The organism is Saccharibacillus sp. JS10 (genome assembly GCF_024436065.1).
Classification (GTDB): Bacteria; Bacillota; Bacilli; order Paenibacillales; family Paenibacillaceae; genus Saccharibacillus.
The window spans coordinates 456,321-471,699 of sequence record NZ_JANFNS010000003.1; the positions used below are offsets into that span (position 1 = coordinate 456,321).

Genomic DNA, 15,379 nt, shown 5'->3' on the forward strand with positions numbered 1-15,379 from the left:
GAAAGGTTCTGCTTGCATGCCTAACTCTAAACCTAGCATTTACGACCGTTATACGCCTGGATTAAGCGCAGAGCCTACAGACAAACCCGCTTATTGGTTTATTTTCTTGGCTCGCACCGGACAACTGCTGCTGAATCAACAAGAAGGTCTCGCGGCGATTCCTGTAGCGGCGGATATCGAAGATTTACATTTCACTCCCGTTCGCTCTCTGTATCTCGGTCTACTGGACGGTGCTCCGTGTTACGCCGCGGAAGCTCCGGAAATCACCGAACCGCTGGTCGGATCGAACTTTTTGCCGCTTCGGGCGCTGTATGACCAGATCGACGAAGATCTATTCCATCTTGCCGGACGCGCTTTGCAAATGCTGAATTGGGACGATACGCATCAATTTTGCGGACGCTGCGGTTCGACGTTGACTCTGGCTGACCGCGACCGTGCTAAAGTCTGTCCCAACTGCGGATTGAGTCATTATCCACGCTTGTCGCCGGCTGTAATCACGGCGATTTTAAAAGACGGGAAAATTTTGCTTGCCCACGCGCCGCATTTCCCGGATAATTTTTATGGTCTGATTGCCGGATTTGCCGAGCCGGGCGAAACGTTGGAAGATTGCGTCCGTAGAGAAACGATGGAAGAAGTCGGCTTGACGCTTGGCGAGATCCGGTATTTCGGCAGCCAACAATGGCCGTTTCCCCATTCGCTGATGATCGGATTTATCGCGGAATACGCTAGCGGCGACATTACGGTAGACGGCGAAGAAATCGAACATGCCGATTGGTTCTCACCGGATAACATGCCAAATATTCCGCCGAAGCTGAGCATCGCACGCAAAATTATTGATTGGTATACCGATGAATACGGAAGTTCCGTATAATCTGACCGGAATCTTATCGTTTGGAACGGTTCGAATCTGTTCCAAATTGTGGATTCCGGGTACATAAGCTATAGCTGGTAAGCGAGAAATTCACTATTTTAGGTTTATTCGAAGGAGGAGAACGTGTGGCTGAAGCCCATCCGTCCGAAGTCGGACAAAAAGAATCGTTAGGCTCGTTGATCAAAAAAGGCAATACTTCTTCTGCGGTCGCGATGATCGGCAACGCGGTTCTTGCCGCTGCAAAAGGCGGCGCCGCTATATTTACAGGCAGCGGCGCGATGTTCGCATCCGCGATGCACTCGCTAGCCGATGCGGTCAACCAAGGTTTCGTATTCGTCGGCAGCGTATTGTCCGAGCGTCGTCCAAGTCGCCGTTTCCCGCTCGGATTCGGACGCGTCATCAACATCTTCTGTATGATCGCGGTTATCGTCGTCACGATCATGGCGTACGAAACGATCCACGAAGGCATTCATCTGCTGCAACATCCGAGTGAAGCCACCGGAGGATTTTGGATCAATATCGGCGTGTTGCTTTTGAACATTTTGATCGATGGCGCGATTTTGCTTAAAGCCTCCAAAGAAATTTTGAAAGAAGCACGAGTCCCTAAAGCAAGCGGCTTTAAATTGCTGCCTACGGCTTTCAAAAACGTAGGTCGCGCGGCTCCTCCGACTCGTCTCGTATTTTACGAAGACATCGTGGCTGTGTTAGGTGCTTTCTTGGCGTTGGTCGCGGTAGTCGTCATCGCTCTGACCGATTTCACGTTGATCGACGGTATGGCGACGACTTTGATCGGTTTGTTGATGATCGTGGTTGCGTTCCGAGTAGGCTACGATAATATGATCGGTCTGATCGGCGTATCGGCTCCGCAAGACGTTGAAGATAAAGTCTCTGCAACGATTCTCGGAGATGCCGACGTACGCGATATCGAAAGTATGCGTATTGTGCAAGAAGGTCGCTATTACCATGTCGATGCGGTCGTTGAATTGCGTACCGGGCTGACGCTCGGCGTAGCCGACGATATTAAAATCCGGATTCAAAACACGCTGACGAACAATCCGGATATCGCGGATGCGGCAATCTCGATTGTCGAAGACGACGGCAAAACCAGCTGGAAACGTCGCGAAGCGGAGATTGAAAGAAATTAAAGCTTCGACTACAGCTTAAATAAGCTTCGAAATTAAAAAATCCCGATTCTCTTTATTGAGAATCGGGATTTTCTATAATCATTGCTTTTATTTTTTCGGGAAATACGCTTCGAACTTCAAATCCGGTCCGAGATTTTGCACTCGCAGCCCCGTCAAATCAATCGCTTCATTCATATCCGCGATGCCCAGACCTTCGATAAACGTCGGCGCATCTTTGCCGCCCACTAGCTTCGGCGCCATATAGAGCACCAGCTTATCGGCAAGCCCCTGCTCGACAAACGAAGCGATCACTTGACCGCCGCCTTCGACCAGTAACGATGAAATCTCACTCTCGCCAAGCGTATCGAGCACTTCTTCCAGATTCACGCGTTCGCCGCTTGTCGGAACGACACGTACGCCTGCGGCTTCCAGTCGTTCACGCTTCGCTGAATCGAACGTCGAACCTGTAAAGATCCATGTCGGCGCTTCGCCATCGGTCACAACGCGTGCAGTCTCGGAGATCCGCAACGTGCTGTCCAAAATAACTCGAAGCGGATTGCGACCATCCGGCAAACGTGTGTTCAACTGCGAATCGTCATGCACAATCGTCTGCACGCCGACCAAAATCGCACCGTGTTCATGACGCAAACGATGGACGTCTTCACGAGCTTCTGCCGACGTGATCCAACGGCTGCTGTTCGTATGCGTCGCGATTTTGCCGTCTAGAGTCGTTGCAGATTTCACCGTCACAAAAGGACGCTTGCTTACGATATAACGATTAAACACCTCGTTAAGTTGCTCCGATTCTTCTCGCAATACGCCTTCGATCACTTCGATGCCGGCATCGCGCAAAATTTTAATTCCGCGCCCTGCAACAAGCGGATTCGGATCGGGCGCCGCCACGACAACTTTTGCCAATCCCGCTTTAACGACTGCTTCGGCGCAAGGGCCTGTACGACCGTGGTGCGAACAAGGCTCCAGCGTCACATAGATCGTGCCGCCTTTCGCATGTTCGCCTGCCATACGCAGCGCATGAATCTCCGCATGGGGTTCGCCCGGCTTGAGATGCGCGCCGATCCCAACGATTCTGCCTTGATTCACGATCACGGAGCCGACCAAAGGGTTCGGTGCAGTCTGACCTTTGGCAGCACGCGCATTTTCTAGCGCGAGCCGCATATATTTTTCATGAATCGACTGATCTTCGCTCATGTTTCGTCAGTCTCCTCCTTCGGCAGCCGGAAGCTCGGTTAGACCTTCAATCGGATTTTGCGTCGCGAAGTGACCTGACCGATTTACTTTCGTGCGCAAATATTTTTCGTTAAATTCAGAAATATCTCCCCATAGCGGCGTGCGTCCAGACACATTCATTCCCGATGCTCGCAACGCTTCGAGTTTACGCGGGTTGTTCGTGATCAAAGTCACTGGAAGCTGACGCAAAAATTTCAGTACGCCGATCGCTCCGTCGTAATTACGCGTATCGTCTTCGAACCCAAGAGCCAGATTCGCTTCGACCGTATCCATCCCTTGTTCTTGTAAAATATACGCCATCGCTTTGCTGAACAGACCGATTCCGCGACCTTCGTGATTCGCCAGATAGAACAAAGCGCCCGAACCGTGTTCCGCGATCATTTTCATCGATTGACGCAGTTGATACCCGCAGTCGCAACGTTTACTGCCGAAAATATCGCCGGTATGGCAAATGCTGTGCATCCGGATCAAAGCATCCGGCGAATTTTCGAAATCGCCATAAACGAGTACGCTAGACTGTTGGCCTTCTGCCAAGTCCATTTTCGGCAAGTTACGGATCAATTCTTCGGCAGACATATCTTCGCCGCCTTCAGGCTTTTTCAGCCAGCTATACCAACGGAAAAGGAGCGTTTCTCCTTCTAAATTGACAGGCAGTTTGATCGGCCCTACCAGCACGTAACCTTCTTTTGAATCTAATGGCGACGGTACATGATGAATACTGTCTTTAAGCATAAAAGCTGCGCTATTGTGTTCCATGATGGCACATCCTTATTTTCGTATTGGTTAAGTCGGTTAAGCCGTCAAGCAAGTTCCTGCGACGGACCGTAAATGAGTTCGCGATAAAATGGACACGGCACCTAAATCGGTTCCGCATCCTCGTTACCTGTAGTTCGCAACTTGTCCGACTTTGGATCATCTTAGGATCAAAAAATTTCCGATACGCCATATTGTATAGGGTATCTGTATATTATCGTCGCATTGTGTATGAATTGAAGGTTAATTGTTAAAATTTTGAGCATAAGTCAATTCCATATCAACTTGCTCGCGTTGCCTACGTTCTACATCGCCGCGACGGCGTTGTTCCAATCGTTCTAACGACGTTAAAGTTTCTTTGTTTTGGCTTAGACAGTTGAGGATTTCTTCATGCAGCACATCGGCATCCCGTAACGCTTCATTCAATCCAAAAGCGCCCGTCGGCGTCATCGTATGCGCCGCATCTCCGATCAGCACAAGCCCGGGCTGTGCCCAGCGTTCGGATTTACTACTGAAAATATCGAGCAATACGAAGTCTTGCCACGACGTAATATGCTGCCGCACGCTGTCTTCAAGCTTTGGAAAAGCTTCGATCAAAGTCTGCGTCAACTCTTCAAAAGGACGCTTGCGCAGTTCTTTGTACGAATCTTCCGCGATATTCCAACCGATCTGGACATATCCGCGAGCTTGCGTGAACAAATGAAGCTGTTGCCCATTCTGAATGGTAGAACACATCACCGGTTCCCAACCTTGCGGTGCAGGTATTCTCGCCCAAAGCAGATCGTAACCGTGACCTGCTGAATTCACTGGGATTCCAGCATATTTACGAACCGAGGAATATCGACCGTCCGCGCCGACGACAACTTGGCTGTGAATCGTCAACAGACTGCCGTCTGCTGTACGTACTTTCACTCCGGTGTACGTTCCTTCTTCATTCTGAAGCAGACCTCGAACCATTGTGCCCGGCAAATACGTGAAATTCGAGTACGACTTCATTTCATTCAATAAAGCGTGAAGCAGATCGGCTTGCGGAATATGAATGCCGACATTACCGTCGGCATGATCCGGGAAGATCGTTTTGACGATCTTCCGGTTCTCCCAGTATTCCAGACGAAGAAGAGGCAACACCGCTTCGGGATTGATTTTATCCAAGATTCCGTGCTTTCTCAGCACGCTTTCGCCATCTGCATTAATGATTTCGCCGCGAAACGAAGGTCCAGGCACAGGCTGCTTTTCGACCAGCACAACTTCTGCGCCGCGCCGAGCTAGCAGATACGCCAGCAAAGTGCCTGCCGGACCTCCGCCTGCGATACATATCTCCGTATGTCGCTGCATGGTTTGATCCTCCGATTTGGGCTTTTAGAGATTTAAGAGACTTAAAAGATGGGAAAAGTCGAGAGCTTCAAAGGCGTTTTGAGCGTTAAAAGCTTGAAAAGCGTTAAGAGCATTAACAGCTTTAAGAGCGTTTAGGGCTTGAAAAGCTTCCTGCTTCTGTATTAGAAGCAGGAAGCTTTTTGTAGGGCGATTTGAAGCGGATTTCATCGCTTCAAATTTTGCGGTCTTGAACGTACGCTTCGCTCACGTAGTCAAGAACGCTTGTAGAGCAATTCGAAGCGGATTTCATCGCTTCGAATTTGCGGTCTTGAACGCGTGCTTCGCTTGCGTAGTCAAGACCGCTAACTCACCAAATTACTTTATGTAACCTAGTATATTTACTTACTGGAGCGGAGTCAAGTATTAATTATTACTAAATGTAAGCTTGTTTAATTTAGTTATTGAATGTATACTTATAACAACAAGCATTCAATCTTACCTTTTCAATCCCCAAAAATTTGGGTTTTATCTGTTTATAGATGTTCGGAAATTATCACACAACAAAATTCTTATACAAACGGAGAGTGATCCCTTTGGCAGCAAAGCTGACCGAACTCTGCCCCAGATTCGAAAAAGCAATCGAAGTACTCAGTAAACGTTGGACAACCTTAATCATCTATCGCTTAATGGACGGGCCTCGTCGGTTCGTCGATATCGAAAGTTCGTTATCCAACCTCAGCGGTAAAGTCCTTTCGGAACGACTGAAAGAACTTGAAGAAGAAGGCATCGTGCTTCGCACGGTATATCCAGAAAAGCCGGTAAGGATCGAATATTCGTTAACGGATATGGGACGAGACTTAGCGCCTTTGATGGATCATATTCAAGGCTGGGCAACGCGCTGGGTCAAGATTGAGCCAAAAGAGCACGACCCCGGTTCGTCTGAGTGTCTTTTCCATTCGACAACGACCGATTCTCGGCTATGAATAAATCACAAACGCCCGAAACGTGACGGTCTATTTCCGTCAAACGTTCGGGCGTTTTTCATTTTAATTGGGCTTTTAGCATGTCTTTATTGTACGACCTCTGGATGAAATCCCCGATTGTCCGCATACCCTTCTACACTCCAGACGCCAATTTTCGCTTTTTTCGCTTTGGCTTGAATATCACGGAATTCGTCGATATATTTATCGTTTGGCTGATAGACCACGACGCGCGCCAAACCTTTCTCTAACAGCTCCGTATTCACCATTTTGTTGTCCAAATAAATATAAGCTAGCATCCGGTCGTATTGATCGCGCTGTTCTTGGTCAAATTCAAGTTCAACTGATTTTCCGGTTAGGAGCTTTTTCGTGTATTCACTTGCTTCCAGACCGAAAGGTTGAACCGGCGTACCTTCTTTTTTGGTTTCGGGTGTATCGATCAATAACATTCTCACGCGTTCGCGGCTTCCGTCCGCCAAGTTTACGATTACGGTATCTCCATCGACGATTCGTTCGACGGTAGCCGACACACGTCCTTCGACAGGCGCAGGCGTTGTTGCGGTTTGCTCTGAAGTATTGGGTTGTTGAGACTGCGTCTGCTCTTTTCCATCTCGACCTACAATATTATTGAGCAGTTCGCGTCCCGGCGTTGTGAACAGCAATATCGCGAGTACGACGATAGTGATCACAATCGAAATGATATTCGGCTTGGGACGTCCGGTTTTCCCGGGCTGACCGTTAGGATCGTGCGGTGTGTTCATATAGAGTTCCTCGCTTCCTTATGTAGACTGATTTCGTTAGTATACGCGTTGTTCCTTCCAACTCCAAAATTCCTTAAACTGGTTTCGATTCTTTTGCCATAAATCAGGAAGTTCGCTACAATGCAAGTATCCGTGTTTTCAGGAAATCAACAACGCTTTTTCAAGCAGTAGGAGAGAATGTAATGAGCAAAAAAATCGTCGCAATTGATATGGATGATACGATCTGTCACCTCGTTCCGAAAGCGATTCATTACCATAATGCAGCGTACCCGGACCTCCAACTCACGATCGATCAGGTTAAAAGTTTCGATCTGAGTACGGTTTGGCATCCCGAATGTAATGAAGAAATCTTTTTCGGTCGTCCAAACTTATATGAAGAACTCGAAATTTTCGATGAACATACGATCGACGAAGTTCGCCGGATTAGCGAGCAACATGACGTCATTATCGTTACAGCGGCTCGCCCTTCGGCGGTAGCGGAGAAATGGAATTGGCTTCAGCGTCATATGCCGTTTATCCCGTTCGAGAATTTTTTCGTCGCGAAACGTAAATATTTGCTGGAATTCGATCTATTGATCGACGACGGGCCGCATAATCTACTTGCCGCGCGCCAAGCAGGTAAACGTACGATCGGGATTCCGCGTCCGTGGAACCAACCGTTGCAAGACGAATTTTTGATGAAAGATTCGTGGGACGGCATGGGCGAATTGGTGAATCATGTTCTGTCAGGATCAGGCTTTCCGGTCAAAGGTTGAATGAAACTTAGTTAAAAAACTCCCGAAGCGGCGTCGATACGCGGTTTCGGGAGTTTTTTTGTAGCAAAGCTCAAAAGATCATTTGGATTCGTTCTATCGACTTACTCGTAAGCGCCTCGGCTCGGTAATCCGTTGGCGGATTGTCCGCGGGGCTTGCCGTCGAAATCGTTCGCAGCATTTAATACGGCATCGACTACGCCGCTGGCAACAGCCGGAGAACCCGATTTCAAGCGATAATTCCCTTGCTTGGCATCCACGAATTGAGGATCGACGAAAAGCGAATTGGCATCGTTTGCGCTTCCTTTGCGATACGCGTCGAAGCTCGAATAATTTTTCTTTTTCCAGACCCAAGAACCTTTTTTGTTGTCTGGGGCAAAGTATAGATTGTAATCGACTTTGTTGCGTGTATTCTCCGTATAATCGTTGCGAATCAGCGTGTTGGAGCCGGACGCGACGAAAATATTGTTTTGAACGATATTGTCTTGCGTATCAAACTGGATATACAGTTGCCCGGTTCCCCACTCCAACGTATCGTTGTACGCTACCGTGTTGCCTGTGATAATGCTGTTCGTCGTGGAACCGCGCTTTTTATCGTAACCGCCGATCGCAATTCCGGTCATCGCGTTACGAACAACCAGATTGCTACGCACAGTAATGCCCGAAGTCGAACGTCCGCGATGCTCGGACGCAATCTCGATTCCGATATCGTTATTTTCCGAACGGTTGCGTTCAATGACAATATCGCGCCCGCCGTCTACATAAATCCCGCCTGCCGAATACGCCTCATTGGGAACAGGCATGCCGTAAGACGGATTGCGAACCGCTGTATTGCCCGTCACAACGTTACCTGTAATCGTGCCGTTTCGAGCCTGATCGTACTTGCTATCAGGCGAAGTGCCTTCAAAGCCGATCGCGTCGATCCCGATATTGTCGTTATCGTGTACATGATTGTTCTCAATCGTAAATTTCTCGACATTGCCGTTCAGCACCAGCGCTTCGCTTGAACCTAGAGTCAGATTGTAGACTTCGTTGCCCGAGATGGTCAGGTCACGAATCGAAGCTGGCGATTTCGTGCCATAGACCGCGATCCCGTGAGCATCGCGCCCGCTCAGATCGCTGCCTTTGGGCGTTGACGTATTGCCGATGTCATGCACTTTGTTGTCCAGCAAGCTGACAGCTTCGCCTGCGCCATGCACATAGATCCCGATCGGCACGCTACCGGACTTTGCCGTCTTGTAATTACGCACTTCCAGACCGCGAACGGTGACGCGGCTGACATCGGACAGTTCGATTAAAGCGCCGGTCAAGGCAACCGGCAGATCGGTTCCGTCGAGCACCGCCGTCTCCGACGGATAGCTTGCGACGGTCAAGTGCGCCGCACTATTTGCGGCGCCGGGTGCTCCAGTCAGCTTCAGTGACTGGTTATAAATGCCGCCGCGCAAATAAACGGTGCCGCCCGTTTTCATCGCGGCATCGACTGCGCGCTGCACGGTCTGCCACGGGCTAGCTTCCGAGCCCGTTCCGGCTTGGTCGCTGCCGCTTGGCGCGACGTAATAATAAGGCTGAGCGTCTGCCTGCGCAGCGGCTGACGCTGAAGTTCCCGCCGATGCAGCGGGAGCAAGAGCTTGCGACTTGGACGACGCGGAAGCGTTAAATGCCGCAAGCTTGGTGTGCGACGCGGAGAGACTTGTGTCGCGTGCTTGCATCGGGGAGACGCAAGCAGGTAATACCGATGCAGACAAAGTCAGCGCTGTAAGCAAGCCAAAAGATTTCAAAACATTCGACAAAGGGAATCCTCCTTTTAGTAAGAAACGATGAAAGCTCCATATCCATCATTATCGGTAGAATAGATAACAATAAGTATGGGTAGAGCCAAAACTCAATCTTTAACGTTGCACCGTTTGAAGCCCGATCCGCAGTCGCTCGATTTCCCGCTCCTGCTCGATATCTAGCATTTGCGCTTCTTGAATCGATACTTCTTCGAAGCGAAGTTTTTGCCCCGGACGAAGCTGGGCAATCAAGCGAAGGTCGGCAGCAATGACCTGCGCGATCCGCGGATAACCGCCTGTTGTCTGACAATCAGCGGTGAGCAAGATCGGCGCGCCGTCAGGCGGAACTTGAATCGTTCCGGGCGCCACCGCTTCGGAGATCAGCTCTTGCGGTTGTTCCAACCGCAAAGCCGCTCCCGCTAGGCGGCAGCCCATTCGGTCGGATTGCGGCGTAATCCGAAAAGTCTGCTCCGCCAACGCTTCGCGGCTCGCCGCATCGAAGCGCTCGAAATGCGTGCCGCGTATGTAGCGCACGCTTACCGCAGCGGAAATTCCGCTGCCCTTTCCCGCTTGGCGATGCGCGGCAGGGCTAGAGCGGTCGCCCCAATCCCGGCGACCACTGATATAGCCGTGCGCGGCGTGCCACGGCGCAGCGGCAAAATCTTCGCCCGGCGCAAGAATTGTCGCCAAGCGTAGATCTTTCGCGGCGCGCGTATGCAGCGCGTCGCCAGCGCGAAGCGCTCTGCCTTCGAGCCCGCCCAAGCCGGCTCGAAGATCGGTACTGCGGCTGCCTAGCGCCGCAGGTACGGCGAAGCCGCCAGCTGCCGCGAGATAGGTGCGGCAGCCTGCACGTGCGGAGCCGAATTCCAGTACGGCTCCGGCGCGAACCCGCACAGGGCGCCACATCGGCAGCGGCACGCCGCCGATGTGAGGCGCAAGATCTGCGCCTGTCAGCGCGATCTGCGTCTCGCGCTCGAATCGAAGCGTAGGCCCCGCCAGCGTAATCTCTAGCGCAGCTTCACTATCTTTATTTCCCGCCATGAGATTGGCGGCGCGCAGCGCATAACGATCCATCGCACCGCCTTGCGTGACGCCGTACTGCCGATACCCGGAACGTCCGAGGTCTTGAATCGTCGTCAATAATCCCCCTTTTATGATCGAAATCGAGAGCGAAGAATTTTCGTGAATAGGATCATCCGACACTTTCCACCTTTTAGCCAAATGCTCATTCTGCTTCTCGGCAACGTCGCGCAAGCGTACATATTCGTCTTCGTCGATTGCAACAAATCGCACCTCGTCACCAGCACGCAACAAACTCGGCGGCTCTTGATCCGGTCGAAACAAAGCAATCGGTGTTTGTCCGATAATACGCCATCCTCCTGGCGTAGAGACGGGATACACACCGGTCTGCTTGCCTGCAATGCCTACAGCTCCAGCAGGAACGCTTAGTCGCGGCGTCTCCATTCGAGGCGATGCGATTGAAGTATCCATCCCGCCCAAATAAGGAAATCCCGGTGCAAATCCAATCATATATACCGGGTATGTAACCTCGCCATGAATGAAGACCACTTGTTCTTCATTCAAATCCGCATGCTGAGCGACAAAAGGCAGATCGGGTCCATACGCCCCACCGTATCGAACTGGAATTTCAACGATTCTCGAATGAGCTTCCTTTTCTTCGACCTCTCTTTTTAGAAGACGAAATAAACTCTTTTTTGTTGCATCGAAAAGGAAATATTTTGAAGTTGGCGAAAAGGAACTGTCGACGCCTTCTACTTCTTTTGCCAACTGCATAAGATCATAAAAGATCGTGACCGCGCAAAAAGAAGGCACGACTTCGATCATTGCGGGCAACGGATCTTGTTCCAGCAAAGCCGCGAATTGGCGTACTTGACGATGGATATCCGGCGAAATTTCTTTACCAAATACGACGGAAAGTGCGTATTCATTCAACGGTTCAAGCTCGATATCAGGAAAATCTGAATTTGCGTTCATCTCCCGGCTCCTTTCGAATTCGGCTTCTAGTTTTGTCCAAAGGCTCGAATCACAACACCTTCCTGCTCACAAGCCTCGACGATCCGCTGTGCGAAAGCTAGCGCTTTTGCACCGTCTCCATGCAGACAGATCGTATCCGCATGAATTTGCAAATGCTGCCCGCTTCCTATCGATATTTTCCGCTCCATCACCATTTGCACGACTCGCTTCGCTGCTATATCCATATCTTCGATCAACGCTCCCGGAAGATGCCTTGGCATCAGCGAGCCGTCCGCTTGATAACCACGATCCGCAAAAGCTTCATGTGCGACTACCAGACCTGACCGCTCTGCTGCTCTAGTTAGTTCACTGTTCGCCAGTCCAAACAAAATGAGCGCTGGATTTGTCCGATATACCGCTTCGGCAATCGCTTCCGCAAGATCCGTTTGTTTTGCCGCCATATTATAGAGCGCGCCGTGCGGTTTCACATGCCGAAGCACGCCGCCTTCTGCTCGAACCAAAGCTTCTAACGCTCCGATCTGATACACCGTCATCGCATACACTTCTTCTGCCGATACCGCCATATTTCGCCGACCAAAGCCGACTAAATCGGGCAAGCCCGGATGTGCTCCGATTGCCGCTCCTGCTTGCAGCGCCGACTGCACCGTTTTTCGCATCACACTCGGATCTCCGGCGTGGAAACCACAAGCAATGTTCGCGGAAGTCACGTAAGGTAAGATTTTAGCATCTTGACCGATTGAATACGCGCCGAAACTTTCTCCAAGATCGCAATTCAGATCGATATAGGCTTGGCTTGAATGATGGTCGCTCATAAGTTTTCGAACCCCTTCAGCTACGTTTAGATTTCTTTTTATCATAGAAGAAAATCAAAAAATCGTCGAACACCCATACCGGGCGAACGACGATTTTTCAGATGAATGATTTTTATTTGGCTGCCTGCTGACGCATATCCGTCACACGTAGATTCCGACTAAATACCGCGCCGTCGCTCGATAGTTTGAAAGACGGATAGTTTTGTTCCGCTTCCAGCTTCATCACCGGATCGAATTGCTGTTCTTGCTGGCGATCTGTCCAGACTTCAAACTGATCCGACTCTACACGTACATCCGTTTCCCACGGTTGATCCGCAATCTGGAGCGTTACGACGCCGTTACAACCGCAATTAATCGTATCGTAAACGAGGCGTAAGCTACCGGGATGTTCTCCGATTTTTTCTTTGATTTTGCTTTCGGTATATTCGTTCATTTGAAGGCGCATTTTATCGTTCCTCCTTGTATTCGATTGGCTCTTATCCTTATATTGTACCCTTTTTCAGCTTTCACATAGCTTTCGAATCACTGCCGTTATCGAATCGTCGTTATTCAAAATAAAATCGGGTTGAACGCCGTTCGCCGGAATCTGACCTTCTCGTCGATTGATCCAGATCGCATGCCATCCTGCACCTTTCGCTCCGACAATGTCGTTGGCATAGGAATCTCCGATATAATACGTATCTTCGGCTTGTATCCCTAAAAGTTGCTCTGTATGGCGGAAAATCCGCGCATCCGGCTTCATAAATTCTAGCTCACCCGATATGACGACTTGATCATAATCTAGCCAATCGTAGATGCCGAGCTGCTTGACCTTTTTCCGCTGATGTTGGGCAGGCCCGTTCGTGATGACTCCGAATTTTAATCCATGATCTCGGCAGTAATCCAGCGCTTCCCTCATATCTGGCGTCGGTTCAAGCTCTTGCTGAGCAGCCGCATAATCTTGTTGGAATTGAAGCGCTTCTGTGTCCGAAATTTGTATGCCCATAACTCGAAAAGCTTCGCTAATCCGGTAAATGTGCATCTTTTCGATCGACATTTCACCTTTCACCGTCAAATCGAACACTTCGTCGCTATAATAACGGTTATGCCGATACAGCTCGCTCAGCGACAACTGATGATATTGGGAAAAGTTCTTCTCGAACGCTTTTTGAAAAGGAATCATTTGATCGTAAACCGTGTCGTCGATATCAAATACGAAGTTGTACATGGAAGTTCTTCCTTTCTAAAAAAAGCTACGATCTTTATATCAACTTATGCCGATACCATTTGCGTCCCATAAATCTCCATACAAAAATTATTCCTCGAACCGCCCATTCGGCGTTCATCGCAATCCAAACGCCCAAGATGCCCATATTGAACGTAATGCCAAGAATATAGCCGAGTACGACGCGGAATAGCCACATCGACAACATGGAGATCAACGAAGTGAATTTCGCATCGCCTGCCGCACGCAGCGCCGAAGGAATCATAAAGCTAATCGCCCAAAGCGGAATCTGTGCAAGAGCATTAATCAGTACAATCAGGAAAATATCGTCGACGATTTCTGCCGGAGGATTGAATAGACTAATTAACGGATGGAACAGAGGCATAATGATAAGCGTCATAAGCACGTAGAAAAAGGAACCGAGAATCACAAACGACTTGGTTAACTTTTTCGCGTCTTTGACATCGCGGCGTCCCATACATTGACCGACCACAGTGATCAGCGTAAGCGATAGCGCGTTTGCCGGAATTTGCATTACACCCGCCAACGCGCCGCTGATCGCATTTGTCGCGATCGCATAAGTTCCCATACTGACGATAAAGATCTGAGTCAAAATTTTACCGCCGTTGAAAAACATTTGTTCTGCTGCAAACGGCGTGCCGATTGTGAAAATCCGTTTGAGCATATCGAAGCCAACATTGAAAAAATCGCGAATTCGAATACGCAGCTCGGCATCGATCTTAATCAGATAATACACGGCGCAAGCCGCCGCGAAATACCGCGCGATATTAACCGACAACGTCATGCCGAACACGCCCATATCGAGTACGTTGATAAAAAGCAAATTTAGCCCTACGTACGGTAAGTTTAAAATAAGCGATAAAGCGAGCGAAGCTCGGGAGCGGCCGATTCCGCGCAGCGCGCCGCATACGGCTTCGACGAACGCAAGCCCTAGATACGACAACCCGCTGCCGATCATATACGTACGCGCCAAATCCATAACCGCAGGTTCCGCTGACCCGAATAACAAGTTAAGCAAAGGGTTATGGAAGACGATCATGATGATCCCGATCAGCAGCGCGAGCAAAGATACCGTCGAAGCCGAACCGGCGGTCGCTTTCGATACCATAATCGAATTTCCGCTTCCTTTGTACTGCGCCACAACGACGGTACCGCCAGTCGCTACTGCAACGAAGATGCTAAGCAAAAATACATTCAGTGAATCGACCATATTGACTGCGCTGATTGCATCGACGCCCGCGGAGCTAATCATTGCGGTATTGATCAAATGTAGCCCTACGATAAAAATCTGATCAACGAGCAAAGGCACAAACAACCCGACAATTTGCCGGTAATCGATCGATCTGCCTGAAAAATGCTTGTCCAAAAACGAATGCACATACGGTTTTCGTATCCGATATTCTGCCATCTCCAACCCTTCTTTTCATCAAATTTGCTTCTCGAATTTCTAAACAAAAAACGCCCTTCGCGGTCGCAAAGACCGGAGAGCGTGGCTGACTCGTGCAATAAAATATAGGTAAGTGTATGGGTACGAAAATTGATCGGGCAGCCCGATTTCAAACCTTTTTCGCCCCTTATGTCAGTACGTTCAGTTCCGCCATGTCCGAAAATATAGCATAATTGCAGATCAACGGCAACAACTAATGAAAAATTTTTGAAAAATAAATGAAAATCAAGAAAACGGATCTTGTTTCTTTCCTTGAAGATCCAAATAAAGACTCCTGTCTTTGTCTTCGTAGCTCCAATACAGGCTTCCATCAATTTCGAATAGA

The 15,379-nt window shown here is 49.5% G+C and carries 14 protein-coding genes; 4 read left to right on the forward strand and 10 right to left on the reverse strand.

Annotated features, from left to right (window positions below):
* Positions 1-16 precede the first annotated feature (16 nt).
* A complete protein-coding gene (gene nudC, locus NOM90_RS12450; RefSeq protein ID WP_255942335.1) occupies positions 17-871 on the forward strand; it encodes an NAD(+) diphosphatase in 855 nt (284 codons plus the stop codon).
* Positions 872-1,083: 212 nt separating this feature from the next.
* Positions 1,084-2,016 (forward strand): cation diffusion facilitator family transporter, encoded by a 933-nt coding sequence (locus tag NOM90_RS12455; protein ID WP_255942446.1) that lies wholly within the window; start codon positions 1,084-1,086, stop codon positions 2,014-2,016.
* Positions 2,017-2,103: 87 nt separating this feature from the next.
* On the opposite strand, the gene ribD is transcribed toward NOM90_RS12455, so the two are convergent.
* The 3 genes from ribD to NOM90_RS12470 form a co-directional block, all read right to left on the reverse strand.
* Positions 2,104-3,204 (reverse strand): bifunctional diaminohydroxyphosphoribosylaminopyrimidine deaminase/5-amino-6-(5-phosphoribosylamino)uracil reductase RibD, encoded by a 1,101-nt coding sequence (ribD, locus tag NOM90_RS12460; RefSeq protein WP_255942337.1) that lies wholly within the window; start codon positions 3,202-3,204, stop codon positions 2,104-2,106.
* 6 nt (positions 3,205-3,210) lie between these two features.
* A complete protein-coding gene (locus tag NOM90_RS12465) occupies positions 3,211-3,975 on the reverse strand; it encodes a GTP cyclohydrolase II (RefSeq protein WP_255942447.1) in 765 nt (254 codons plus the stop codon).
* A 264-nt stretch (positions 3,976-4,239) separates the two neighbouring features.
* Positions 4,240-5,331 carry an FAD-dependent monooxygenase gene (locus NOM90_RS12470; protein ID WP_255942339.1) on the reverse strand — a complete coding sequence of 364 codons (1,092 nt, stop codon included), beginning with the start codon at positions 5,329-5,331 and terminating at the stop codon, positions 4,240-4,242.
* Positions 5,332-5,903: 572 nt separating this feature from the next.
* On the opposite strand from NOM90_RS12470, the gene NOM90_RS12475 reads away from it, so the two are divergent.
* Positions 5,904-6,293, forward strand: a complete 390-nt coding sequence (locus NOM90_RS12475; protein WP_255942341.1) for a winged helix-turn-helix transcriptional regulator — start codon at positions 5,904-5,906, stop codon at positions 6,291-6,293.
* Positions 6,294-6,379: 86 nt separating this feature from the next.
* Here NOM90_RS12475 and NOM90_RS12480 read toward each other — a convergent pair whose 3' ends face one another.
* Complete coding sequence (locus NOM90_RS12480; protein WP_255942343.1) at positions 6,380-7,051, reverse strand: thermonuclease family protein; 672 nt, start codon at positions 7,049-7,051, stop codon at positions 6,380-6,382.
* A gap of 182 nt (positions 7,052-7,233) precedes the next feature.
* Here NOM90_RS12480 and NOM90_RS12485 point away from each other — a divergent pair, with 182 nt between their 5' ends.
* Positions 7,234-7,806 (forward strand): 5' nucleotidase, NT5C type, encoded by a 573-nt coding sequence (locus NOM90_RS12485; protein ID WP_255942345.1) that lies wholly within the window; start codon positions 7,234-7,236, stop codon positions 7,804-7,806.
* A gap of 101 nt (positions 7,807-7,907) precedes the next feature.
* On the opposite strand, the gene NOM90_RS12490 is transcribed toward NOM90_RS12485, so the two are convergent.
* The 6 genes from NOM90_RS12490 to NOM90_RS12520 all read right to left on the reverse strand — a co-directional run bounded on the left by NOM90_RS12490 (position 7,908) and on the right by NOM90_RS12520 (position 15,015).
* Positions 7,908-9,593: a right-handed parallel beta-helix repeat-containing protein gene (locus NOM90_RS12490; RefSeq protein WP_255942347.1), complete on the reverse strand. Its 1,686-nt coding sequence runs from the start codon at positions 9,591-9,593 to the stop codon at positions 7,908-7,910.
* Positions 9,594-9,692: 99 nt separating this feature from the next.
* Positions 9,693-11,570: a 5-oxoprolinase subunit PxpB gene (gene pxpB, locus NOM90_RS19335; RefSeq protein ID WP_370866603.1), complete on the reverse strand. Its 1,878-nt coding sequence runs from the start codon at positions 11,568-11,570 to the stop codon at positions 9,693-9,695.
* Between the two features lie 26 nt (positions 11,571-11,596).
* Positions 11,597-12,382 carry a LamB/YcsF family protein gene (locus NOM90_RS12505; RefSeq protein WP_255942349.1) on the reverse strand — a complete coding sequence of 262 codons (786 nt, stop codon included), beginning with the start codon at positions 12,380-12,382 and terminating at the stop codon, positions 11,597-11,599.
* A gap of 112 nt (positions 12,383-12,494) precedes the next feature.
* Positions 12,495-12,827, reverse strand: coding sequence for an iron-sulfur cluster biosynthesis family protein (locus NOM90_RS12510; protein WP_255942350.1), 333 nt, complete (start codon positions 12,825-12,827; stop codon positions 12,495-12,497).
* A gap of 54 nt (positions 12,828-12,881) precedes the next feature.
* Positions 12,882-13,589, reverse strand: a complete 708-nt coding sequence (locus tag NOM90_RS12515; RefSeq protein ID WP_255942352.1) for an HAD family hydrolase — start codon at positions 13,587-13,589, stop codon at positions 12,882-12,884.
* Between the two features lie 34 nt (positions 13,590-13,623).
* Positions 13,624-15,015, reverse strand: coding sequence for an MATE family efflux transporter (locus NOM90_RS12520; RefSeq protein WP_255942354.1), 1,392 nt, complete (start codon positions 15,013-15,015; stop codon positions 13,624-13,626).
* Positions 15,016-15,379: the final 364 nt, after the last annotated feature.

Coding starts and splice junctions, on each gene's coding strand:
- NOM90_RS12480 (WP_255942343.1), bottom strand. CDS start 7,051: ATGAACACACCGCACGATCCTAACGGTCAGCCCGGGAAAACCGGACGT.
- ribD (WP_255942337.1), bottom strand. CDS start 3,204: ATGAGCGAAGATCAGTCGATTCATGAAAAATATATGCGGCTCGCGCTA.
- NOM90_RS12515 (WP_255942352.1), bottom strand. CDS start 13,589: ATGTACAACTTCGTATTTGATATCGACGACACGGTTTACGATCAAATG.
- pxpB (WP_370866603.1), bottom strand. CDS start 11,570: ATGAACGCAAATTCAGATTTTCCTGATATCGAGCTTGAACCGTTGAAT.
- nudC (WP_255942335.1), top strand. CDS start 17: ATGCCTAACTCTAAACCTAGCATTTACGACCGTTATACGCCTGGATTA.
- NOM90_RS12465 (WP_255942447.1), bottom strand. CDS start 3,975: ATGCTTAAAGACAGTATTCATCATGTACCGTCGCCATTAGATTCAAAA.
- NOM90_RS12485 (WP_255942345.1), top strand. CDS start 7,234: ATGAGCAAAAAAATCGTCGCAATTGATATGGATGATACGATCTGTCAC.
- NOM90_RS12455 (WP_255942446.1), top strand. CDS start 1,084: ATGATCGGCAACGCGGTTCTTGCCGCTGCAAAAGGCGGCGCCGCTATA.
- NOM90_RS12510 (WP_255942350.1), bottom strand. CDS start 12,827: ATGCGCCTTCAAATGAACGAATATACCGAAAGCAAAATCAAAGAAAAA.
- NOM90_RS12470 (WP_255942339.1), bottom strand. CDS start 5,331: ATGCAGCGACATACGGAGATATGTATCGCAGGCGGAGGTCCGGCAGGC.
- NOM90_RS12505 (WP_255942349.1), bottom strand. CDS start 12,382: ATGAGCGACCATCATTCAAGCCAAGCCTATATCGATCTGAATTGCGAT.
- NOM90_RS12520 (WP_255942354.1), bottom strand. CDS start 15,015: ATGGCAGAATATCGGATACGAAAACCGTATGTGCATTCGTTTTTGGAC.